The 22,203-nt window shown below is 55.5% G+C and carries 23 protein-coding genes; 10 read left to right on the forward strand and 13 right to left on the reverse strand.

Features of this window, described 5'->3' with window-relative positions; all coding sequences use genetic code 11:
- Window positions 1–10 precede the first annotated feature (10 nt).
- Complete coding sequence (gene secD, locus ACMGGP_RS03225) at window positions 11–1,858, forward strand: protein translocase subunit SecD (protein ID WP_010671195.1); 1,848 nt, start codon at window positions 11–13, stop codon at window positions 1,856–1,858.
- A gap of 10 nt (window positions 1,859–1,868) precedes the next feature.
- On the forward strand, window positions 1,869–2,837 hold the full coding sequence (secF, locus tag ACMGGP_RS03230; protein WP_010255357.1) for a protein translocase subunit SecF: 969 nt from the start codon (window positions 1,869–1,871) through the stop codon (window positions 2,835–2,837).
- Window positions 2,838–2,899: 62 nt separating this feature from the next.
- On the opposite strand, the gene ACMGGP_RS03235 is transcribed toward secF, so the two are convergent.
- A complete protein-coding gene (locus tag ACMGGP_RS03235) occupies window positions 2,900–3,469 on the reverse strand; it encodes a SadB/YajI family lipoprotein (protein WP_163850634.1) in 570 nt (189 codons plus the stop codon).
- 16 nt (window positions 3,470–3,485) lie between these two features.
- Window positions 3,486–3,923, reverse strand: a complete 438-nt coding sequence (gene lysM, locus ACMGGP_RS03240) for a peptidoglycan-binding protein LysM (protein ID WP_010671197.1) — start codon at window positions 3,921–3,923, stop codon at window positions 3,486–3,488.
- Between the two features lie 188 nt (window positions 3,924–4,111).
- Here lysM and nrdR point away from each other — a divergent pair, with 188 nt between their 5' ends.
- From nrdR to pgpA, 6 genes are all read left to right on the forward strand, one after another.
- Entirely contained in the window at window positions 4,112–4,561 is a 450-nt protein-coding gene (gene nrdR / locus ACMGGP_RS03245; protein ID WP_009091750.1) for a transcriptional regulator NrdR, read from the forward strand.
- A 3-nt stretch (window positions 4,562–4,564) separates the two neighbouring features.
- On the forward strand, window positions 4,565–5,665 hold the full coding sequence (ribD, locus tag ACMGGP_RS03250; protein WP_498798130.1) for a bifunctional diaminohydroxyphosphoribosylaminopyrimidine deaminase/5-amino-6-(5-phosphoribosylamino)uracil reductase RibD: 1,101 nt from the start codon (window positions 4,565–4,567) through the stop codon (window positions 5,663–5,665).
- 90 nt (window positions 5,666–5,755) lie between these two features.
- Window positions 5,756–6,226: a 6,7-dimethyl-8-ribityllumazine synthase gene (gene ribH / locus ACMGGP_RS03255; protein WP_010255369.1), complete on the forward strand. Its 471-nt coding sequence runs from the start codon at window positions 5,756–5,758 to the stop codon at window positions 6,224–6,226.
- Window positions 6,227–6,245: 19 nt separating this feature from the next.
- Entirely contained in the window at window positions 6,246–6,665 is a 420-nt protein-coding gene (gene nusB / locus ACMGGP_RS03260; RefSeq protein WP_010255372.1) for a transcription antitermination factor NusB, read from the forward strand.
- Between the two features lie 55 nt (window positions 6,666–6,720).
- The gene (gene thiL / locus ACMGGP_RS03265; protein WP_010255374.1) at window positions 6,721–7,698 is read left to right on the forward strand and encodes a thiamine-phosphate kinase; all 978 of its coding nucleotides are present in this window, start codon (window positions 6,721–6,723) and stop codon (window positions 7,696–7,698) included.
- Window positions 7,688–8,182 (forward strand): phosphatidylglycerophosphatase A, encoded by a 495-nt coding sequence (gene pgpA / locus ACMGGP_RS03270; protein WP_031293112.1) that lies wholly within the window; start codon window positions 7,688–7,690, stop codon window positions 8,180–8,182. Before thiL ends, pgpA begins: the two co-directional genes overlap by 11 nt.
- 64 nt (window positions 8,183–8,246) lie before the next feature.
- On the opposite strand, the gene ACMGGP_RS03275 is transcribed toward pgpA, so the two are convergent.
- The 4 genes from ACMGGP_RS03275 to xseB form a co-directional block, all read right to left on the reverse strand.
- Window positions 8,247–9,221, reverse strand: coding sequence for an aldo/keto reductase (locus ACMGGP_RS03275; protein WP_010255378.1), 975 nt, complete (start codon window positions 9,219–9,221; stop codon window positions 8,247–8,249).
- Between the two features lie 82 nt (window positions 9,222–9,303).
- On the reverse strand, window positions 9,304–11,169 hold the full coding sequence (gene dxs / locus ACMGGP_RS03280; protein ID WP_010671199.1) for a 1-deoxy-D-xylulose-5-phosphate synthase: 1,866 nt from the start codon (window positions 11,167–11,169) through the stop codon (window positions 9,304–9,306).
- A gap of 19 nt (window positions 11,170–11,188) precedes the next feature.
- Window positions 11,189–12,088, reverse strand: coding sequence for a (2E,6E)-farnesyl diphosphate synthase (ispA, locus tag ACMGGP_RS03285; RefSeq protein ID WP_010255381.1), 900 nt, complete (start codon window positions 12,086–12,088; stop codon window positions 11,189–11,191).
- A complete protein-coding gene (gene xseB / locus ACMGGP_RS03290) occupies window positions 12,088–12,330 on the reverse strand; it encodes an exodeoxyribonuclease VII small subunit (protein ID WP_010255382.1) in 243 nt (80 codons plus the stop codon). The genes ispA and xseB overlap by 1 nt, the downstream gene beginning before the upstream one ends.
- Window positions 12,331–12,565: 235 nt before the next feature.
- Between xseB and thiI the strand changes: the two genes are divergently transcribed.
- Window positions 12,566–14,014, forward strand: a complete 1,449-nt coding sequence (gene thiI / locus ACMGGP_RS03295; protein WP_022626121.1) for a tRNA uracil 4-sulfurtransferase ThiI — start codon at window positions 12,566–12,568, stop codon at window positions 14,012–14,014.
- Window positions 14,015–14,094: 80 nt separating this feature from the next.
- Here thiI and yajL read toward each other — a convergent pair whose 3' ends face one another.
- Window positions 14,095–14,691, reverse strand: a complete 597-nt coding sequence (gene yajL / locus ACMGGP_RS03300) for a protein deglycase YajL (RefSeq protein ID WP_010671202.1) — start codon at window positions 14,689–14,691, stop codon at window positions 14,095–14,097.
- Window positions 14,645–15,565 carry a 2-dehydropantoate 2-reductase gene (panE, locus tag ACMGGP_RS03305; RefSeq protein ID WP_033756769.1) on the reverse strand — a complete coding sequence of 307 codons (921 nt, stop codon included), beginning with the start codon at window positions 15,563–15,565 and terminating at the stop codon, window positions 14,645–14,647. The genes yajL and panE overlap by 47 nt, the downstream gene beginning before the upstream one ends.
- A gap of 135 nt (window positions 15,566–15,700) precedes the next feature.
- Here panE and ACMGGP_RS03310 point away from each other — a divergent pair, with 135 nt between their 5' ends.
- Entirely contained in the window at window positions 15,701–16,192 is a 492-nt protein-coding gene (locus ACMGGP_RS03310) for a YajQ family cyclic di-GMP-binding protein (RefSeq protein ID WP_003852530.1), read from the forward strand.
- Window positions 16,193–16,876: 684 nt separating this feature from the next.
- On the opposite strand, the gene ACMGGP_RS03315 is transcribed toward ACMGGP_RS03310, so the two are convergent.
- The 5 genes from ACMGGP_RS03315 to cyoB all read right to left on the reverse strand — a co-directional run bounded on the left by ACMGGP_RS03315 (window position 16,877) and on the right by cyoB (window position 22,203).
- Window positions 16,877–18,241 (reverse strand): MFS transporter, encoded by a 1,365-nt coding sequence (locus ACMGGP_RS03315; protein ID WP_010255391.1) that lies wholly within the window; start codon window positions 18,239–18,241, stop codon window positions 16,877–16,879.
- A 132-nt stretch (window positions 18,242–18,373) separates the two neighbouring features.
- Window positions 18,374–19,261, reverse strand: coding sequence for a heme o synthase (cyoE, locus tag ACMGGP_RS03320; protein WP_010255394.1), 888 nt, complete (start codon window positions 19,259–19,261; stop codon window positions 18,374–18,376).
- Window positions 19,262–19,274: 13 nt separating this feature from the next.
- Window positions 19,275–19,604, reverse strand: a complete 330-nt coding sequence (locus ACMGGP_RS03325) for a cytochrome o ubiquinol oxidase subunit IV (RefSeq protein ID WP_008924889.1) — start codon at window positions 19,602–19,604, stop codon at window positions 19,275–19,277.
- Window positions 19,604–20,221: a cytochrome o ubiquinol oxidase subunit III gene (locus ACMGGP_RS03330; RefSeq protein ID WP_009091720.1), complete on the reverse strand. Its 618-nt coding sequence runs from the start codon at window positions 20,219–20,221 to the stop codon at window positions 19,604–19,606. The genes ACMGGP_RS03325 and ACMGGP_RS03330 overlap by 1 nt, the downstream gene beginning before the upstream one ends.
- Entirely contained in the window at window positions 20,221–22,203 is a 1,983-nt protein-coding gene (cyoB, locus tag ACMGGP_RS03335; RefSeq protein ID WP_010255400.1) for a cytochrome o ubiquinol oxidase subunit I, read from the reverse strand. Before cyoB ends, ACMGGP_RS03330 begins: the two co-directional genes overlap by 1 nt.

A 22,203-nucleotide genomic window follows, 5' to 3' on the forward strand; every position in this document is an offset into this window, starting at 1 on the left:
GGGAACTGCCGTGTTAAATCGTTATCCTTTGTGGAAGTACGTGATGCTGGTCGTCGTGATTCTCGTCGGCCTGCTCTATGCGCTTCCCAACCTGTATGGTGAGGATCCGGCCGTTCAAATCACTGGTGCGCGCGGAAGCGCCGCCAGTGAGCAGACGTTGGATCAAATTCAGTCCGCATTAAAACAAGACAATATCCAGAGCAAATCTGTTGCGCTGGAAAATGGTGCGATTACCGCGCGCTTCAATAATACGGATGTGCAGTTACGCGCCCGTGAAGCGATCATGAAAGCGTTGGGTGAAAACTACGTTGTTGCGCTGAACCTCGCGCCAGCCACGCCTCGCTGGCTGTCGATGCTGTCAGCAGAACCGATGAAACTCGGTCTCGATCTGCGTGGTGGTGTGCACTTCCTGATGGAAGTGGACATGGACACCGCACTCGGCAAACTGCAGGAGCAGAATGCTGACTCGCTGCGTAGCGACCTGCGCACCAAAAGTATCCCTTACACCACCGTCAACAAAATCGCGAACTACGGCGTGGAAATTCGTTTCCGTGACGCAGCCAGCCGCGATGCGGCGATCTCCTGGCTGACCTCGCGTCATCAGGATCTGGTGATCAACAGCAGCGGCAGCGATGCTCTGCGTGCCACCATGAGCGATGCCCGTCTCAGCGAAGCGCGTGAATATGCGGTTCAGCAGAACATTACTATTCTGCGTAACCGTGTGAACCAGTTGGGCGTGGCCGAACCGCTGGTACAGCGTCAGGGTTCCGATCGCATCGTAGTTGAGCTGCCGGGTATTCAGGATACGGCACGCGCCAAAGAGATTCTGGGTGCGACGGCGACGCTGGAGTTCCGTCTGGTGAACACCAGCGTCGATCCAACCGCAGCGGCCAGTGGTCGTGTGCCGGGTGACTCTGAAGTTAAAGACATGCGTGATGGCCAGCCGGTAGTACTCTACAAGCGGGTGATCCTGACCGGTGACCACATCACCGACTCGACTTCCAGCATGGATGAGTACAACCAGCCACAGGTGAACATTTCACTGGATGGCGCAGGTGGTAACATCATGTCGAACTTCACTAAGGACAACATCGGCAAGCCGATGGCGACCCTGTTTGTGGAGTACAAAGACAGTGGTAAAAAAGATGCCAACGGCCGTTCAATTCTGGTGAAACAGGAAGAGGTGATTAACGTCGCTAATATCCAGTCTCGTCTGGGGAACAGCTTCCGTATCACCGGTATCAATAACCCGAACGAAGCGCGTCAGCTCTCGCTGCTGCTGCGTGCCGGTGCGTTGATTGCGCCCATCCAGATTGTGGAAGAGCGTACTATCGGGCCGACGATGGGTCAGCAGAATATTACTCAGGGTCTGGAAGCCTGCCTGTGGGGTCTGCTTGCGTCGATCCTGTTTATGGTGGTGTTCTACAAGAAGTTTGGTCTGATAGCGACCAGCGCGCTGCTGGTTAACCTGGTGCTGATTGTCGGCATTATGTCGCTGTTGCCGGGTGCGACCCTGACCATGCCGGGTATTGCCGGTATCGTGTTAACGCTAGCGGTGGCGGTGGATGCCAACGTGCTGATTAACGAACGTATTAAAGAAGAGCTGCGTAACGGGCGCTCGGTTCAGCAGGCAATTCATGAGGGCTATAAAGGCGCCTTCTCCAGTATTGTCGATGCGAACGTGACCACCCTGATCAAAGTTATCATTCTTTATGCAGTCGGCACCGGTTCGATCAAAGGCTTTGCTATTACCACCGCAATTGGTATCGCAACCTCAATGTTCACCGCGATTGTCGGTACCCGTGCCATTGTTAACCTGGTTTACGGTGGCAAACGCATCAACAAGCTGTCTATCTGAGGAGTGCGTTGTGGCACAGGAATATAACATTGAGCAGTTGAACCACGGGCGTAAAGTCGTCGACTTTATGCGCTGGGATAAGCTGGCCTTCATCATTTCGGGACTGCTGATTCTCGCCGCGATTGCTATCGTGGGTGTGCGTGGTTTTAACTGGGGCCTCGATTTCACCGGTGGTACGGTGATTGAGATCGCGCTGGAAAAACCGGCCGATCTTGAAGTCCTGCGTGGTGATCTGGTGAAAGCGGGCTTTGACGAGCCGCTGGTGCAGAACTTTGGCAGCAGCCGTGACGTCATGGTGCGTATGGCACCGGTTACCGGCCCGGCGGGCACCGAGTTAGGCAATAAAGTGGTGTCGGTGATTAACCAGACCACCCAGCAGAATGCTACCGTTAAGCGCATTGAGTTCGTGGGTCCGAGTGTGGGCAGCGACCTGGCGCAGGCGGGTGCGATGGCGCTGTTGTCCGCGCTGATTGCGATTCTGATCTACATCGGTTTTCGCTTTGAGTGGCGTCTGGCGCTGGGTACCGTGCTGGCGCTGGCGCATGACGTGATCATCACCTGCGGCCTGCTGGCGCTGTTCCGCATTGAAATCGACCTGACGATTGTTGCCTCACTGATGTCGGTGATTGGCTACTCGCTTAACGATAAAATCGTGGTGTCGGACCGTATTCGTGAAAACTTCCGCAAGATCCGTCGCGGCAGCTCTTACGATATTACTAACGTGTCACTGACCCAGACGTTAAGCCGTACGCTGATTACCTCGCTGACCACGCTGGCGATGATCCTCATCCTCTTCGTGTTTGGTGGTGCGCTGCTGAAAGGCTTCTCACTGACCATGCTGATTGGTGTGACGATTGGTACGATTTCATCAATTTATGTCTCTTCGGCGCTGGCGCTGAAGCTGGGCATGAAGCGTGAACATATGCTGGTGCAGAAAGTCGAGAAAGAGGGCGCCGATCAGCCTTCTATCCTGCCTTAATCGCCGCAGAGAAATAAAAACGGGCAGCCATGTGGCTGCCCGTTTTTATTTTGCACCTGTGATCAGGGTGCAGCAGGGGAGGTCTGCGCAGGTGCGTCGCCGGTGACGTTATGCACGCGGACATAACCTGATTGATCCGGCGTGAGGCCGCTGAGTTGCAGCGGTATGCTCACCGAATGCTGGGGCAACAGCGAGGCAGGGACCGCTATTGTCTGACTCAGACTGCCGTTACTCAGTGGTTTACCGGTTGCCGGATCGAGTTCGCCCCAGTTCACCGTAGCGTGCAGGGCGGGCAAAGGGCGATCGTCCATTGAGAGTACCGTCAGGGTTGCCCGCGAGCCGCTGGCTTCAGCGGTGACAGGCGAGAGCGCCAGTCGCAGCGTGCCGAGCTGGGTTTGCAGTGCCACCGGCGTGTTCGCCTGCGGGATCAGCCACGCGCCTTGCTGCGAATGGCTGTTTAACTGCCCCTGAATCTCCAGCGCGCTGGCCTGCGTGGTCAGGTGCTGCATCTGCTGATTAAGCTGACTCACTTCCTGATGCAACTCTCTGACCTGCGGGTTGCTGGCGCTACTGCTGCAACCGCTCAGCATCACCAGAGAGAGCGCCACCGGAACCCAAACCATCCTGCTCATAAGTTATCCTTGTCCGTTATTTTGGAATACGTAAAACCTGGCCAGGATAGATCTTATCAGGATGAGAGAGCATTGGCTTATTCGCTTCGAAAATCTTGTTGTATTCGTTGGCATTTCCATAAACCTGTTTGGAAATTGCGCTCAGCGTGTCGCCTTTTTTCACGGTGTAAAGTTCTGACTCGGCCGCGCTGTCTGTCACGGTCACCTTATCTTCCACTTTGGTGATGCCTGCAACGTTACCGGCTGCGATCAGAATCTTCTCTTTCAGCTCCTGGGAAAGGCCATCGCCCGTCACGGTCACGGTATCGCCATTGACCTTCACATCCACTTTGTCGCTGTCGGGTAACCCGAGCTTGTTGATGTGATCCTGCAGCTTTTTATTCTGGTCATCGCCGCCATTCACGGCATCCCATAATTTTTCACCGGCTTCTTTCACAAAATTAAACAGACCCATACAACCTCCAGTGTGTTAGTGGATATACGCCGTCTTTCGGCTCTATAAGCGTAGACCCTTTTGCCGTCGCTGATATTTAACATCATTTATGCTGTGCGTGGTGGCACAGGAAAGGCACGGAAGAGATTTTGTTGATTCGCAGTTCGCGTTACACTGTCTGGCCCATCTCTCTCGCGTCAGGAAACGTCATGCATTGCCCATTCTGCTCCGCTGTGGACACCAAAGTGATTGATTCTCGTCTGGTTAGTGAAGGCTCTTCGGTGCGCCGCCGCCGCCAGTGTCTGATGTGTCATGAGCGTTTTACCACCTTCGAGGTGGCGGAACTGGTGATGCCACGCGTGGTGAAAAGCAATGACGTGCGCGAACCCTTTAATGAAGACAAAATGGCCAGCGGGATGATGAAAGCGCTTGAGAAGCGTCCGGTCAGCGCCGATGCGGTTGAAAGCGCCGTAAACCATATTAAAACCCAGCTGCGTGCCACCGGTGAACGTGAGATCCCCAGTAAGCTGATCGGCAATCTGGTGATGGATGAGCTGAAGAAGCTCGATAAAGTCGCCTACATTCGTTTTGCCTCGGTTTACCGCAGCTTTGAAGACATTCGTGATTTTGGCGAAGAGATCGCCCGGTTACAGGATTAAACCATGGATGAACTTTACATGGCGCGTGCGCTGGAACTGGCGCGACGCGGCCGCTTTACGACGATGCCGAACCCCAATGTGGGCTGCGTGATTGTGCGCGATGGCGAGGTGGTCGGTGAGGGCTGGCATCAGCGCGCCGGTGAACCGCATGCTGAAGTCTACGCCCTGCGCATGGCGTGCGAGAAAGCGCGTGGCGCAACCGCCTATGTCACGCTGGAACCCTGCAGCCATCATGGCCGTACGCCACCCTGCTGTGATGCGCTGATCGCCGCTGGCGTTACCCGTGTCGTGGCCGCCATGCAGGATCCGAATCCGCAGGTGGCGGGGCGCGGACTGCACCGTCTGCATCAGGCGGGCATCGAGGTCAGCCACGGTCTGATGATGCCGGAAGCGGAGGCGCTGAATCGCGGTTTCCTCAAACGCATGCGCACTGGCTTCCCCTGGATCCAGCTCAAGCTGGGTGCCTCACTGGATGGCAGAACGGCAATGGCCAGCGGCGAAAGTCAGTGGATAACCTCGCCGGCTGCCCGTCGTGATGTGCAGCGCCTGCGTGCGCAGAGCGCCGCCATTCTCAGCAGCAGCGCCACGGTGCTGGCGGACGATCCTTCCCTGACGGTACGCTGGTCTGAACTCAATGCGGAGAGCCAGGCACTGCTCAATGAACAGCAACTGCGTCAGCCGGTGCGGGTGATTATCGACAGCCAGAATCGCGTGACGCCGCAGCATCGGCTCATTTCGCAGCCGGGCGAAACCTGGCTGATGCGTCATCAGCCCGATGAGCAGAGCTGGCCCGCTGACGTGACGCAAATCGCTGTTCCGCTGCGCGAACAGCAGCTGGATCTGGTGGCGATGATGATGCTGCTGGGACAGCGACAGATTAACAGCGTCTGGGTTGAAGCGGGCGCAACGCTGGCCGGTGCCCTGTTGCAGGCCGGACTGGTCGATGAACTGATTGTTTATCTGGCGCCTAAGCTGTTAGGTCATGAAGGACGCGGGCTGTGTCAGCTGCCGGGACTGAGCCAGCTGGCTGACGCACCTGCCTTCCGTTTCAGTGATGTCCGCCAGGTCGGTGACGATTTACGCCTGACCCTGACACCACAATAACACGGTCGGAAAAGCGAGAGCACGCCGCCCAAGAGTATGATAGAATCCGCCCCCCTGCGCGGGGCCAACCAAACCCCTGAAAGGATAAGTATGAAAGTTATCGAAGCTGCTGTTGCAACGCCTGAGGCCAATGTTGCCATCGTTATCGCGCGTTTTAACAACTTCATTAATGACAGCCTGCTGGATGGCGCAGTTGACGCCCTGAAACGTATCGGCCAGGTCAAAGATGACAATATCACCGTAGTCTGGGTGCCTGGTGCATACGAACTGCCTCTGGCAGCACGCGCGCTGGCCAACACCGGCAAATATGATGCGATTATCGCACTCGGTACGGTTATTCGTGGTGGCACTGCGCACTTCGAATATGTGGCGGGTGAAGCCAGCTCCGGTATCGCCAGCGTTGCCATGAACAGCGAGATTCCTGTCGCGTTTGGCGTGCTGACCACTGAAAGCATCGAGCAGGCCATTGAGCGTGCCGGCACCAAAGCGGGTAACAAAGGTGCTGAAGCGGCTCTGACTGCGCTCGAAATGATCAACGTATTGAAAGCCATTAAAGCCTGATTTTTGTAAGGGGAATTTTGTGAAACCTGCTGCTCGTCGTCGCGCCCGTGAGTGCGCTGTTCAGGCGCTTTACTCCTGGCAGTTGTCGAATAACGACATTGCCGATGTGGAATACCAGTTTCTGGCGGAACAGGACGTCAAAGACGTCGACATTACCTACTTCCGCGAACTGCTGTCCGGTGTGGCGACCAACAGTGCGTATCTGGATGGACTGATGAAGCCCTATCTGTCGCGTCAGCTCGAAGAGCTGGGCCAGGTAGAAAAAGCTATCCTGCGCATCTCGCTGTATGAGCTGAGCAAACGTAATGATGTGCCTTATAAAGTGGCCATCAACGAAGGGATTGAGCTGGCGAAAGTCTTCGGTGCCGAAGACAGTCATAAATTTGTTAACGGCGTGCTTGATAAAGCCGGTCCACAAATTCGACCCAATCGCAAATAAACAAAAAGGCCGGCTTGCCGGCCTTTTTTCATGAAGGGTTAAGCGGAACGCAATTATGTCTTGTGGTGAATTTGAACTCATCGCACGCTACTTCAACCGCAGAACACGCAGCCGCCGTGATGTCGAACTCGGCATCGGTGACGATTGTGCGTTACTTAGCGTGCCGGAAAAACAGACGCTGGCGATCAGCACCGATACCCTGGTCGCGGGTGTGCACTTCTTACGGGATATCCATCCTGCCGATCTGGGTTACAAAGCCCTGGCTGTGAATCTCAGCGACCTTGCTGCCATGGGCGCCGACCCTGCGTGGCTGACGCTGGCCTTAACGCTGCCGCAGGTCGATGAGAGCTGGCTCTCTGCCTTCAGCGAAAGCCTGTTTGAACTGCTGGAATATTACGACATGCAGCTGGTCGGCGGCGACACCACCCGTGGCCCGCTGAGCCTGACGCTGGCGATTCACGGTCTGGTGCCGCAGGGCCGCGCCCTGAAACGTTCAGGCGCGAAGCCGGGTGACTGGATTTACGTGACCGGAACGCTGGGTGACAGCGCCGCGGGCCTGGCGCTGCTGCAGCATCACTGCCGCATCAGCGATCCGGCGGTGCATGAAGCGCTGATTAAACGTCATCTGCGTCCTATGCCGCGCATTCTGCAGGGCCAGGCGCTGCGTTCGCTGGCCTCCTCAGCGGTGGATCTTTCCGACGGCCTGATTTCCGATCTCGGCCACGTGCTGAAAGCCAGCGGCTGTGGCGCACGGCTTAATCTGGATGCGTTGCCCCTTTCGGCTGCGCTGCGCGACCATTTCGACCCTGAGCAGGTCCTGCGCTGGGCGCTGAGTGGCGGAGAAGATTACGAACTCTGCTTTACGGTGCCCGAGGTCAATCGCGGCGCGCTCGATGTGGCGCTGGGTCACCTGGGCGTGCCCTATACCTGCATCGGACAGATGGCGCCGGAGTCGGAAGGCTTAACGCTGCTGGATAATGGCAAGCCCGCCACATTCCGTCATAAAGGGTTTGATCACTTTGATGCTAAATAACGACGTGGCGAAGAGTCGCCTGCGGATGAGCAATCCCTGGCATCTGCTGGCGACCGGTTTCGGCAGCGGATTAAGCCCGGTCGTGCCTGGCACCATGGGATCGCTGGCGGCCATTCCGTTCTGGTGGCTGATGACCTATCTGCCGCAGGATCTCTATTCGCTGGTGGTGCTGGTCGGTATCTGCGTTGGCGTCTATCTCTGCCATCGCACCGCTAAAGATATGGGCGTACACGATCACGGCAGTATTGTCTGGGATGAGTTTATCGGCATGTGGATCACGCTGATGGCGATTCCGGTCAACAGCTGGCAATGGGTACTGGGTGGCTTTGTGCTGTTCCGTATTCTTGATATGTGGAAGCCGTGGCCGATTCGCTGGTTTGACCGCAATGTGCATGGCGGCATGGGCATTATGGTGGATGACATTATTGCTGGCGTGATTTCCGCTGCCATGCTGTATGGCTTTGGGGTCTGGCTGGCAGGTTAACTGCCAGGGCTCTTCACACCGCGACAGAAGGTGACGCCCGGGCAGGGCGTCTCCTTCTCTGATTTTATTCGAATCCTACCGGCTGATGCGGCTGATAGACCTCTTCCAGCAGTGCAACTTCCTCGTCACTCAGCGTGACATCCACCGCCTTCACCAGATCCTCAAACTGCTCAGCACGCGACGCACCAATAATCGGTGCCGTGACGGCAGGCTTGCTCAGCAGCCAGGCCAGAGCCACCTGCGCCCGCGTTACACCTTTATCTTCCGCCACCTGCGCCAGCCGCTCTGCAATCACAGCATCATTCTCTTCGGTATTGTCATAGAGCGACGCCATCACTTTGTCAGAGGCGGAACGCGCGGTATTTTCCCCCCACGGGCGGGTCAGCTTACCGCGTGCCAGCGGACTCCACGGCAGCACGGCAATCTGCTCTTGCAGGCAGAGCGGATGCATTTCACGCTCCTCTTCGCGCTGAATCAGGTTGTACTGATCCTGCATGCTGACAAAGCGATGCCAGCCCTGTTCCGACTGCATCTGCAACGCCTGAGCAAACTGACTGGCGTGCATCGACGAGGCACCGATATAACGTGCTTTGCCAGACTGCACGACTTCATGCAGCGCTTCCAGTGTCTCTTCCAGCGGCGTCTCATAATCCCAGCGGTGAATCTGCAGCAGGTCGACATACTCCATGCCGAGACGCTGCAGGCTGTCATCAATGGATTGCAGAATATTCTTGCGCGACAATCCCTGTGACAGATTGGTCAGCGGGAAATAGACTTTGGTGGCGACCACGATCTCTTCACGGCGGGCAAAGTCTTTCAGCGCCCGGCCCAGGATCTCTTCGCTGCTGCCATCTGAATAGCTGTTGGCGGTATCGAAAAAGTTGATCCCCGCGTTCAGCGCCTGCTGGATCAGCGGACGGCTGCTCGCTTCCGGCAGCGTCCAGGCATGGTTGCCGCGCGTGGGCTCGCCATAAGTCATGCAGCCAAGACAGAGACGTGACACCTGCAGATCGGTGGTACCCAGTTGAATCGTTTTCATGGTGGAGGCTCCTGCGAAAGTGCAAAGGTCTTAGCATAGCAGGATGTTGCGCTCCCCGAGGGGGGAGCGCAGCGAGGAGAGGTTACTGCGCCAGCCAGCGGGCGATCTGCTGCTGAATGCCCTCCGCGTCCAGCAGATAGTCATGACGCACTTCATCCTGGGTACCCTGCGGGATGAACTCATCAGGCAGACCGATGTTCAGCACCGGAACAGCCAGACGTTTCGCCATGACAAACTCATTGACGCCACTGCCGGCACCGCCTTTGATGGCGCCTTCTTCCAGCGTAATCAGCGAGTCGTGCGTGGCGGCGAGCTCGGCGATCAGCGCCTCATCCAGCGGCTTCACAAAGCGCATATCGACCAGAGTCGCATTCAGCGCTTCCGCCGTGGCGGCTGCTTCCGGCAACAGGGTGCCGAAATTCAGAATCGCCAGCTTTTCACCCTGACGTTTCACCACGGCTTTACCCAGCGGCAGGCTCTGCAGCGGAGCCAGTGGCGTACCGACACCAGTGCCGCGCGGATAGCGCACCGCACTTGGACCATCCTGATAGTGATAGCCGGTGTAGAGCATCTGCCGACACTCATTTTCATCGCTGGGGGTCATGATCACCATATCCGGCACGCAGCGCAGATAGGCGAGATCAAACGCGCCCTGGTGAGTCTGACCATCCGCGCCAACAATACCGCCGCGATCGATAGCAAACAGGACCGGCAGTTTCTGGATGGCGACGTCATGGATCAGCTGATCGTAGGCGCGCTGCAGGAAGGTGGAGTAGATAGCAACAATCGGTTTATAGCCGCCAATCGCCATACCGGCAGCGAAGGTCACGGCGTGCTGCTCGGCGATTGCCACATCGAAATATTGTTTCGGGAATTCGCGTGAGAAGGCCACCATGCCGGAGCCTTCGCGCATTGCTGGCGTAATCGCCATCAGTTTCGGATCGTCGGCGGCCATTTCGCACAGCCAGTTACCGAAGATTTTAGAGTAGCTCGGCAGGCCTTCCGCGCTTTTTGGCAGTTCGCCAATCGCAGGATCGAATTTAGGCACGGCGTGCCAGGCAATCGGATCTTCCTCTGCCGGGGCGTAGCCTTTGCCTTTCTTCGTCATGATATGCAGGAACTGCGGCCCTTTCAGGCTGCGCATGTTGCTCAGTGTATTGACCAGCGTCAGCACATCGTGACCATCTACCGGGCCGATATAATTAAAGCCCAGCTCTTCAAACAGCGTACCCGGCACTACCATGCCTTTGAGATGCTCTTCGGTGCGCCTTACCAGCTCTTTGATCGGTGGCAGGCTGGTCAGCACACGCTTGCTGCCTTCGCGCAGTCGCGCATAGGTTTTACCCGACAGGATCTGCGCCAGACGGTTATTCAGCGCGCCGACGTTTTCGGAGATCGACATCTCGTTGTCGTTGAGGATCACCAGCATGTCCGGCTTGATATCACCGGCGTGGTTCATCGCCTCAAACGCCATGCCAGCGGTAATTGCTCCATCGCCAATAATACAGGCGGTACGACGACCCTGACCTTCACGTTCTGCCGCCGCGGCCATGCCGAGACCGGCACTGATGGAGGTTGACGAGTGACCGACACTCAATACGTCATATTCACTTTCGCCGCGCCATGGAAACGGGTGTACGCCATTTTTCTGACGAATCGTACCGATGCGATCGCGGCGACCGGTCAGAATTTTATGGGGATAAGCCTGATGACCCACATCCCATACCAGATGGTCGAAGGGAGTGTTATAGACATAATGCAGCGCAACCGTCAGTTCGACCACGCCCAGACCCGACGCAAAATGGCCGCTGGAGCGGCTTACACTGTCTAACAGATACTGACGCAGTTCATCACAGAGCGCAGGCAACTTCTCTTTCGGCAGGGCGCGCAGCTCCTGAACCGTGTTTGCCAGCGCCAGTGTCGGGTATTTAGCAATATCAAAACTCATCAGAGACTCATTATGGAAGTTATTTGTCGCGTTCAATTATGAAGCTCGCCAGCGCCTGCAGTGCTGTAGTGTTATAAGAGTGCGCAGCGAGCATTTCTAACGTATCAAGTGCTTCCTGATACAAATCCCGCGCTTTAGCTTGGGCATTTTCAAGGCCTAACAGTGAAGGATAGGTGCTTTTTCCCAGATGCTGATCGGCACCCTGGCGTTTTCCGATCACCGCTGTGTCACCGATCACATCCAGAATGTCGTCCTGCACCTGAAACGCGAGACCAATGGCCTCTGCATAGCGGTCGAGCAGCGGCAGGGCTTCCCGGCCAGCATCGCCCGCCGTTAAGGCGCCTAACCGTACCGCTGAACGGATCAGCGCGCCGGTTTTATGACGATGGATCTGCTCCAGCTGGTCCAGATCCACAGATTTACCTTCCGCCGCTAAGTCAAGCGCCTGTCCGCCACACATGCCGGCCACGCCGCTGGCTTTCGCCAGTTCAGAGAGCATCATCAGACGATATTCAGCGCTGACACCGGGCATCGCCTGGTCGGCCAGAATTGAAAAGGCCAGTGTCTGTAGGGCGTCGCCCGCCAGAATCGCGGTATCTTCGCCATATTTAATGTGACAGGTTGGCTGCCCGCGACGCAGTGCATCATCGTCCATTGCGGGGAGATCGTCATGAATCAGAGAGTACGCATGAATGCATTCAACCGCGGCGGCGGGGGCATCCAGACTCGCCGGGTCGGCGTGGAGCATTTCGCCGGTAGCGTAGACCAGAAAAGGACGCAGGCGTTTACCGCCTAATAATGCCCCATAATGCATGGCATTCACCAGAGGAGAACTCTGAAAAGGAAGTGGCTCTATAAAACGCGTCAGCGCGGCGTTAACCTGCTGCTGATACGCGTCGAGTAATCGGGCGAAATCCATTAGCTGTTTTCCGGCGTGAAAGCAGTGAGGTCGGCATCTTTATCATCGTTCAGCAGAATACGGACCCGTTGTTCAGCCTGCTGCAGCGTCTGCTGGCCAGTCCGCGCCAGCTGCACGCCGCGCTCAAATTCGTTCAGGGCTTCTTCCAGCGGCAGTTCACCACTTTCCAGACGGCTGACAATCTGCTCCAGCTGCTGCAATGACGTTTCAAAGCTGGCTGGCTGTTCGGCTTTTTTCGGCATATTTCGTGTCGACTCACGGTTGGGACATTATCTCGCAATCGGTCATGGTAGCTGAGACCCTATGATTAGCAAAATAATCAATGCGGCGGCTGATGAAGAAGCAGTCACCTGACAAAGGTGATATACTCCCGCGCCTCGGATGCGGTTGCGCCTTGCAGCCCGCAATTTTGTGATTTTACCAGCTAAGTGCTGCCTGTTTTAGCACTTATTTGCCCAACGAAGCTGTGTCGCCGCCATGAAGTTTATCATCAAGTTATTTCCTGAAATCACCATCAAGAGTCCGTCGGTGCGTTTGCGCTTTATCAAGATTCTTGCCAGCAATATCCGCAACGTCCTGAAAACCGTTAGCGACGAAATCGCCGTTGTGCGTCACTGGGATCACATTGAAGTGCGTTCGAAAAATCCGGTGCTGCGGGACATTATTCCCGATGAGCTGACGCGCATTCCGGGGATTCATCACGTTTTAGCGGTTGAAGATCGTGAGTACACCGATATTCATCACATCTTTGAACAGACTTTAGTGCAGTATCGCGACAGCCTTGAAGGGAAGAGCTTCTGCGTGCGTGTTAAGCGTCGTGGTAAGCATAGCTTCAGTTCACAGGATGTGGAGCGCTATGTTGGCGGTGGTCTGAATCAGCATATTGAAAGCGCCCGCGTACAGCTTAAAAACCCGGACGTGACGGTGAATCTTGAAGTTGAAGAGAATCGTCTGACGCTGGTGACTGCGCGCTACGAAGGTCTGGGCGGTTTCCCGATCGGCACGCAGGAAGATGTGCTGTCGCTGATTTCCGGTGGCTTTGACTCCGGCGTCTCCAGCTATATGCTGCTGCGTCGCGGCAGCCGCGTACATTACTGCTTCTTTAATCTTGGCGGTGCCGCCCATGAGATTGGCGTCCGTCAGGTTGCGCACTATCTGTGGAATCGTTTTGGTCGTTCACACCGCGTGCGGTTCGTGGCGATCAATTTTGAGCCGGTAGTGGGTGAGATCCTCGAAAAAGTGGATGACGGTCAGATGGGTGTGGTGCTGAAGCGCATGATGGTGCGTGCCGCCTCGACGATTGCTGAGCGCTACGGCGTGCAGGCGCTGGTTACCGGTGAAGCGGTGGGTCAGGTGTCGAGCCAGACGCTGACCAACCTGCGCCTGATTGATAACGCCTCTGATACGCTGATTCTGCGTCCGCTGATCTCTCATGACAAAGAGCACATCATCAGGATTGCCCGTGAGATTGGCACCGAAGATTTCGCCAGCACCATGCCGGAATATTGCGGTGTCATCTCAAAAAGCCCGACCGTGAAAGCGGTGAAAGAGAAGATCGAGGCTGAAGAGCAGAATTTCGACTTCACGATTCTGGATCGGGTCATTGAAGAGGCGACCAACGTCGATATCCGTACCATCGCTGAGCAGACAGAAGAGGAGGTGGTTGAAGTTGAGACTGTCGCCCTGCTGAGCGAGAACGACGTGGTGCTGGATATCCGCTCTATTGATGAGCAGGAAGAGAAGCCTCTGGCACTGAAAGCTACGGAGGTGAAGTCGCTGCCGTTCTACAAACTCAGTACGCAATTTGGCGATCTCGATCAGAACCGGACCTGGTTGCTCTATTGCGATCGTGGTGTGATGAGCCGTCTGCAGGCACTCTATCTGCATGAGCAGGGCTTTAAAAACGTGAAAGTCTACCGCCCGTAGTGACGCCTCAGAGCCAGTCAGCGCCTGTTCAGGTCTGACTGGCTGTATTGCCTTAAACAGATCGTTTTAACTCAGCGTGTTTACGCCTGATAGTCATAAATGCCGGGAGCCAGCACCAGCTGTGCGGCCACTTCGCGCGCCATCTCTTTTCCCACCAGCAGATCGATCAGCTTTAGCGCAAAATCCATTGCCGTGCCTGGCCCCTGGCTGGTCAGCAGATTGACGCGCGGATCCCAGACCACACGCCGCTCCATCCACTTGTCTGACGGAATGGTCTCTTTTAAGCCGGGAAAGCCAGTCATGTTACCGACCGGGAAGAGATCGTGGGGGATGAGTACCGTGCCTGCTGCTGCGCAGATAGCGGCGACGATCCTTTCATTGAGGTGAAACTGGCGTACCGTTTCGACTAACAGCGGACTGTCACGGAAGGTTTCGGCGCCTTTCAGGCCGCCGGGCAGGACGATGGCGGCGAAATCATTGTCGGCGACTTCAACCAGCGTCACGTCAGCCAGCAGACGAACACCGCGTGAGCAGACGATCTCCCGGTTGCCGTCGCTTTCGACGCTGGCGGTGACAACGTTCAGCCCGGCGCGTACCAGCAGGTCGATGGTGGTGACAGCTTCGGTTTCTTCACTGCCATGTGCCAGGCAAACCAGCACTGATGCGTTCGCGGTCATAATGGGACTCCTTGCGTTTTACAATGTCATACAGACGGGTATTCTCCGTCAGCACCAGGCCGTGCGTCCGGGCGCGGCGCAGCAGAAAACCGCTGATATAGTCGATTTCGGTGAGACGCTGGGCGCGTATGTCCTGCAGCATCGAAGAGGTGTTGGCCGCGGTGCTTTCAATCACGTCGAAGATGATGTCCTGCAGGCTTTCGCTGGCAACGTTCTGACCTTCGCGCTCCATGACCCAGCTGATCTCTTCGCACAGTTGCGCGATCTGCTCCGGATAAGCGCGCAGGGCACCGTTCTGGCACTCATACTCCACGCTAAGCGGATTGATGATGCAGTTCACTGCCAGCTTGCGCCAGCAGGCCGCCCGGATGTTGTCATGCCAGGCGACATCAGGCAGGGCATGATGCAGGATATCGGCGAGATCGCTGTAAGCGGCGCTTTTGCGGTTACCGGGGCCGATGTGGGTAATGCCACTGGCGATGTGTTTAATAACTGTGCCGTCGCGCATCGCCGCATGGGTGGTGACGCCGCGCAGCAGCGGCTGAGTCAGCCCTTTCAGCTCTTCCAGCGTCCCCATGCCGTTGTGCAGCAGGAGCACCGGGCAGTTTTCTGGCAGCACGCTTTCCAGGTTTTTCACCGCGGGCGAGACCTGCGGGGCTTTGAGCGTAACCAGCAGCAGCTGGCTTTCTGCCAGAAACAGCGGATCGTTGGCGATAAACGTGCGGTTCGAAATGTTACCCTGTGGATCAATCACATTGGCTGAACAGTAGGGCTGCGGCACCCGCAACCATCCCTGCACCTCATGTCCCTGGCGGGCAAGGGTTGTCATCCAGATCTGACCCAGAGCACCGCAACCTAACACGGTAATTTTCATGCTGCCTCCCGCTGGCGGGCTATCCATCTATTATTTACTGTCACACTTTCATTATAGCGTTGTGTGCAGCCTGATTTTATTTAGCACCTTAAGACGCGTATTATGCATGTCACTTTAGCGTCAGGAGAAGAAGAGATGCCATCTTTCGATATCGTTTCAGAAGTCGATCTGCAGGAAATTCGCAATGCGGTGGAAAATGCCAACCGTGAAGTGTCTACCCGCTTCGATTTCCGCAACGTGAGCGCCGAGTTTGAGCTCAACGAAAAGAATGAAACCATCAAAATCACCAGCGAGTCCGATTTTCAGGTTAAGCAGCTGGTGGATATTTTGCGTGAGAAGTTACTGAAGCGCGGGATTGAAGGCGGTGCTTTAGAGGTGCCGGAAGAGATTGAGCACAGCGGCAAAAGCTGGGCGGTCGATGCCAAACTGAAAAAAGGCATTGAAAGCGACGTGGCGAAGAAGCTGGTGAAGCTGATCAAAGACAGCAAGCTGAAAGTGCAGACCCAGATTCAGGGTGAAGCATTGCGTGTAACCGGCAAAGCGCGTGATGATTTGCAGGGTGCGATGGCAATCGTGCGCGGCAGCAATCTGGGGCAGCCCTTCCAGTTTAAAAACTTCCGCGATTAAGCGGGGGCCGGCTGAATTTCAGCATGAATGCAGTGATAAAAACCCGGCTAAGGCCGGGTTTTTTGTTGTTGAGTTTGGGTGGGCTTCTGTCGCTTTAAACAAGTCGAAATTCTGGAGAGAGTTGGGAGCTGTAGGGCGTCTGTGCGATCGCGCGCTTGCTCAGGGAGCCTGTGCCTTTCGCAAAGCCGCAAAAGCGCCATCCATGGCGGCTCAGCGCGGGCGATTACGCACCTCATCCCTGAGGTGCGCCCGTAGCCGGGCCAACGCGTTGCGTTGTTCAAAAACGCTCGCGGCGTTTTTGTCCCTGGCCCGCGATGCTTTGCTACAGGCACAGGCTCCCATCGCCTTGGATTTATGAGTTGTCTGTAAGAAGGCTTGTGCCGGGTTTGGCGCGGTTGAGCCTATGCTGGCCCCCTTGCTTTGAGTTTATAAGCTGTCTGAAACCAGGATTGAGTTGGATTTGAGTCTATTAACAGATTCAAATCCTGGGGGAACTTAGCAGCAACTCAAAAGCTCAGGGGCGCAGGGGGCACGGTCAGAGGAGGAAAGCGTCCCGCGCCAGGGACGGCGCGGGCCGAGCGTGCCATGAATGGCGGATTTGCGACTTTCCGATCTTACCGTGTTCCCTGAGCCTGCTCGATCCTGAAGCGAAACGAGCTGACGTCATCACTAAACTTTTTTAAGCTAACAACTACCCAGCAGAGCTTCCAGCTCAGGGCGGCTGGTAACCTTGCTATCAATTTTGATATAGGCGCTTTTCTCTTCGGGCACGATAAACACAGAGTTAACGCCCGGCTGCGCTTTCAGGCGCTGCTCCAGATTCGGCACGGCCAGTGCGGCATCACTCAGCACGATGCGCAGGCTGCTGACATAAGGCGGTTCCTGCATTGTCATGCTGACAAACAGCCAGGCTGCGGCCACCATCGCGCCAACCAGGAATACGGTCTGCGCATCGAAATGACCAAATACCCAGCCACCCATGCTGCCGCCAACGGCCACGCCCAGGAACTGGCTGGTGGAGTAGATCCCCATCGCCGTGCCTTTGTAGCCTGCGGGCGACTCTTTACTGATCAGCGAAGGCAGAATCGCTTCCATCAGGTTGAAGGCGAAGAAGAAGAGCTGAACACCCACCACCAGCGTCCAGAAATGTCCTTCCGCGCCCCACAATACGATCTCAGCAATGACAATCATCCCGACGCAGCCGACAAAGACACGCTTCATGCGGCGCTTCACTTCGGCATAAATGATGAAGGGGACTACGCCGGCAAAAGCGATCAGCATGGTGGAGAGATAGACTTTCCAGTGTTCGGGAGCCGGGAAGCCTGCCTGTTCAAACTGCCCCGGCAACGCGACAAAGCTCGACATCAGCAGGACGTGCAGGCAGAAAATACCGATATTAAGCTTCACCAGACGTGGGTTAGCCAGCACTTTGCGGAAGCTGCCTTTAACCATGCCTGATTCACGGTTCAGAACATGATGGGAGGCCGATGGCACCACCAGCAGAGTGATCACGATACCCAGCGACGCGAGAATCGCAATCATCCAGAACAGCGCATGCAGGCCCAGTGCGTGAGTAACAATCGGGCCGACCACCATGGCGATCGCGAAGGTAACGCCAAAACTGATGCCGATAAACGCCATCGCTTTGGTGCGGTTCTGCTCACGGGTTAAATCGGATAACAGCGCCATCACGGCAGCGGCAATCGCGCCTGAGCCCTGAAGTGCACGGCCCAGAATAATGCCCCAGATAGAGTCGGTGCAGGCAGCAATAATACTGCCCAGGACAAACAGCAACAGTCCGCCAACGATCAGCGGCTTACGCCCGATGCGATCGGAGAGCAGACCAAAAGGAATCTGAAATATCGCCTGGGCAAGGCCATAAATGCCGATTGCCAGGCCAATTAAGGTTTCACTCGCGCCCTGTAATGCCATGCCATAAGTGGTCAGTACCGGCAGGACCATAAACATTCCCAGCATGCGCAGGGAAAAGACCGTACCGAGGCCCCATGTGGCGCGCAGCTCCACCGGAGTCATTTTATTATCGTTCATTCCAACCTCTTTTAATGTGCTGCATTCATTCTAGGGGGCGGGGCAGGGCGGGTAAAACAATAGTTTTTAAGCAGTGGTAACAAAAAGAAAGGGCGCGAAAATCGCGCCCTTTTCATGCTGTATCGGTGCCGGTTACCAGACGTAAGTCAGCAGGTCCTTCGAGGCCGGAGCCATCGAATCCACCGACATCATCACGCTCAGTGCGGTGATGGTCACGATAGAGAAGACAAACAGTTTACGTGCCCAGACACGGTCATCAGCGGTTTTATAACCCGATAACGCCATGCCCAGCCACCAGACGCTGACCGCAGCAGCCACCACCAGATATTTGTAGCCTGCGTAGCCTCCCAGCGTCAGCATCAGCGTGGCAATCATAAACGCCAGGATATAGAGCGTAATATGATTTTTAGCCACGGAAATGCCTTTCACCACCGGCAGAACCGGGATGTTCGCTGCCTGGTAATCTTTAAAGCGGAAGATGGCAATCGCGTACGAATGCGGCATCTGCCACAGGCTAAAGATCGCCAGCAGGATGAGTGCGCCAGCATCAAACTGGTTAGAGACCGCGCAGTAGCCGATAACCGGCGGCGCAGCACCCGACAGACTGCCAATCAGCGTACCGTAAACGGAATTACGCTTCATGTAGAGACTGTAGATGCCCACGTACACCACGAAGCCCATCACCGCCAGCCACATGGCCAGCGGATTAGCACCGAAGTAGAGCAACGCAAAGCCAGCAATACCCAGCACAGTGGCATAAACCAGGCTTACTTTCGCGGAGATGAGGCCTTTTACCAGCACCCGATTCCTGGTTCTCTCCATCTTGATGTCAATGTCGCGGTCGATCACGTTGTTAAACACACAACCCGATGCAACCACCAGTGACACGCCCACCAGGGTGATGAGAAACAGGGCGTAATCCGTGTTGCCTTTGGAAGCCAACAGAAATCCGCCGATCACAGAAATTAAATTCCCGAAAATAATTCCTGGTTTTGTAACTTGCAGGTATTGCTTAAACATTACGCGTGACTCTTTAGTGAGGCATCATGTTGTAGTTGAGGTTCCACATGATCCACAGTGAGCCTACTACGACAATCAGGATGATGATGGCCGAGAAGACAATGGCTACCATGTTCCAGCCACCCTCAGATTTGCTGTCTAAGTGCAGGAAATAGACCAGGTGAACCAGCACCTGAATCACCGCACATACCAGAACAACACCAAGGATAGTACCGTGAGATGCACTGCCATCCATTACCATCCAGAACGGGATCGCCGTCAGGATGATAGAGAGGATGAAGCCGATCATGTAGGACTTCACGCTACCGTGTGAAGCGCCATGTTCGTTAACAGAATGACTCATTACATGGCTCCCATCAGGTAAACAACGGTGAAGACGCAAATCCAGACCACGTCCAGGAAGTGCCAGAACAGGCTCAGACACATGATACGGGTGCGGTTAGTCGCGTTCAGGCCACGTTTGGAAATCTGGAACATCAGAACCAGCATCCAGATCAGACCTGAGGTCACGTGCAGACCGTGGGTACCGACCAGCGTAAAGAAGCCAGACAGGAAGCCACTGCGATCCGGACCAAAGCCTTCAGCAATCAGATGATGGAATTCATAGATTTCCATCCCGATGAAGCCCAGACCGAACAGGAAGGTCAGCGCCAGCCAGCCGATAACGGCACCTTTTTGCTCCTTGTTCATGGAGATAACAGCCATGCCGTAAGTGATCGAACTCAACAGCAGCAGGGCGGTTTCTACCAGAACAAACGGCAGCTCAAAGATATCTTTACCTGCCGGGCCACCGGCAGTGTTGTTGACCATGACAGCATAGGTCGCAAACAGGGTTGCGAAGATAATGCAGTCACTCATCAGGTAGATCCAGAAGCCAAAGACTTTATTGGCTCCTGCATCGTGATGCCCATGCTCCGCATGGGCGTCGTGGTGATGTTTAATCAGAGTTTCAGTTGACATTATTTCAGACCTGCTTTGCTGATTTCGTCAAAGTGCTGGTTCTCAATCTTCTGAACTTCGGCAACCGGAACGTAGTAATCCACGTCTTCGTCGAAGCTCTTCACGATCCAGGAAACGATCATGCCGAGGAATGAAACACCCGCCAGCCACCAGATATGCCAGATCAGCGCGAAACCCATTACCGTTGCAAATGCGCAGATGATAATTGCGGCACCGCTGTTTTTCGGCATATGAATCTCTTCATAAGATTCCGGCTGTTTGTACGCTTCGCCTTTCTCTTTCATTTCCCAGAAAGCGTCACGCTCATGCACATGCGGGATGACAGCAAAGTTATAGAACGGTGGTGGTGAAGAGGTTGCCCACTCCAGCGTACGACCGCCCCATGGGTCACCCGTCACATCACGGTTCTGATCGCGGTCACGTACCGAGACGTAGAACATGGTCAGCTGACACAGAATACCCAGCGCAATCAGACCGGCACCGCCCGCAGCTACCACCAGTAAGGTGTGGAACTGTGGATCGATATCCTGGCTCAGACGACGTGTCATACCCATGAAGCCCAGTGCGTACAGCGGCATAAAGGCAACGAAGAAGCCAATGATCCAGAACCAGAATGCGCGCTTACCCCAGGTTTCGTTCAGGGTGAAGCCAAATGCTTTCGGGAACCAGTAGGTCACGCCCGCCATACAACCGAACACCACACCACCGATGATAACGTTATGGAAGTGTGCAATCAGGAACAGGCTGTTGTGCAGAATAAAGTCAGCACCCGGAACGGCCAGCAGTACGCCGGTCATACCCCCTACAGAGAAGGTTACCAGGAAGCCAACGGTCCACAGCATGGCAGAGTGCATCTGAATGCGGCCCTGATACATGGTGAACAGCCAGTTAAAGATTTTAACCCCGGTCGGAATCGCGATGATCATCGTCATGATACCGAAGAAGGCGTTAACGTTGGCACCTGCACCCATGGTGAAGAAGTGGTGCAACCAGACGATAAACGACAGCACGGTAATGGCGATGGTCGCCCACACCAGTGAGGTATAACCAAACAGACGTTTTTTGGAGAAGGTCGCGGTAATTTCTGCGAACACACCAAACACCGGCAGTACCAGGATATACACTTCCGGATGGCCCCAGACCCAGATCAGGTTGACGTACATCATCATGTTCCCGCCCATTTCATTGGTGAAGAAATGGAAGCCGAGATAACGATCAAGGGTCAACAGCGCCAGGGTCACGGTCAGAACCGGGAACGCAGCGATGATCAGGACGTTGGTGCACAGCGCGGTCCAGGTAAATACCGGCATTTTGAACAGGCTCATGCCCGGTGCACGCATCTTCAGGATGGTCACGAAGAAGTTAATACCGGTTAAGGTCGTACCAATACCTGAAAGCTGAAGGCTCCAGATCCAGTAATCGACCCCGACCCCGGGACTGTACTCCGCGCCGGAAAGCGGCGGATAAGCCAGCCAGCCGGTCTGTGCGAACTCGCCCACACCCAGAGACAGGTTAACCAGGATCACACCGACCGCAGTAAACCAGAAGCTCAGGTTGTTCAGGAACGGGAACGCAACGTCACGTGCACCAATCTGCAACGGAACCGCGATGTTCATCAGGCCAACCACGAACGGCATCGCCACGAAGAAGATCATAATCACGCCATGCGCGGTAAAGATCTGGTCGTAGTGGTGCGGTGGCAGAATGCCCGCTTCACCGGCCGAAGCCATAACCTGCTGGGTACGCATCATAATGGCATCAGCGAAACCACGAATCAGCATGACGAACGCCATGATGATGTACATGATACCCAGGCGTTTGTGGTCGACTGACGTCAGCCATTCAGACCACAGATATTTCCACTTACCAAAATAGGTGAGCGCAGCAACCAGCGCTGCACCACCTATCAGGATAGCGGCAACCGTAACCATGATAATCGGCTCATGGTACGGCACTGCATCAAGTGTTAATTTTCCGAACAT

It is taken from the genome of Curtobacterium sp. BNK-1, from assembly GCF_048685235.1.
GTDB classification, from domain to species: Bacteria; Pseudomonadota; Gammaproteobacteria; order Enterobacterales; family Enterobacteriaceae; genus Pantoea; species Pantoea agglomerans.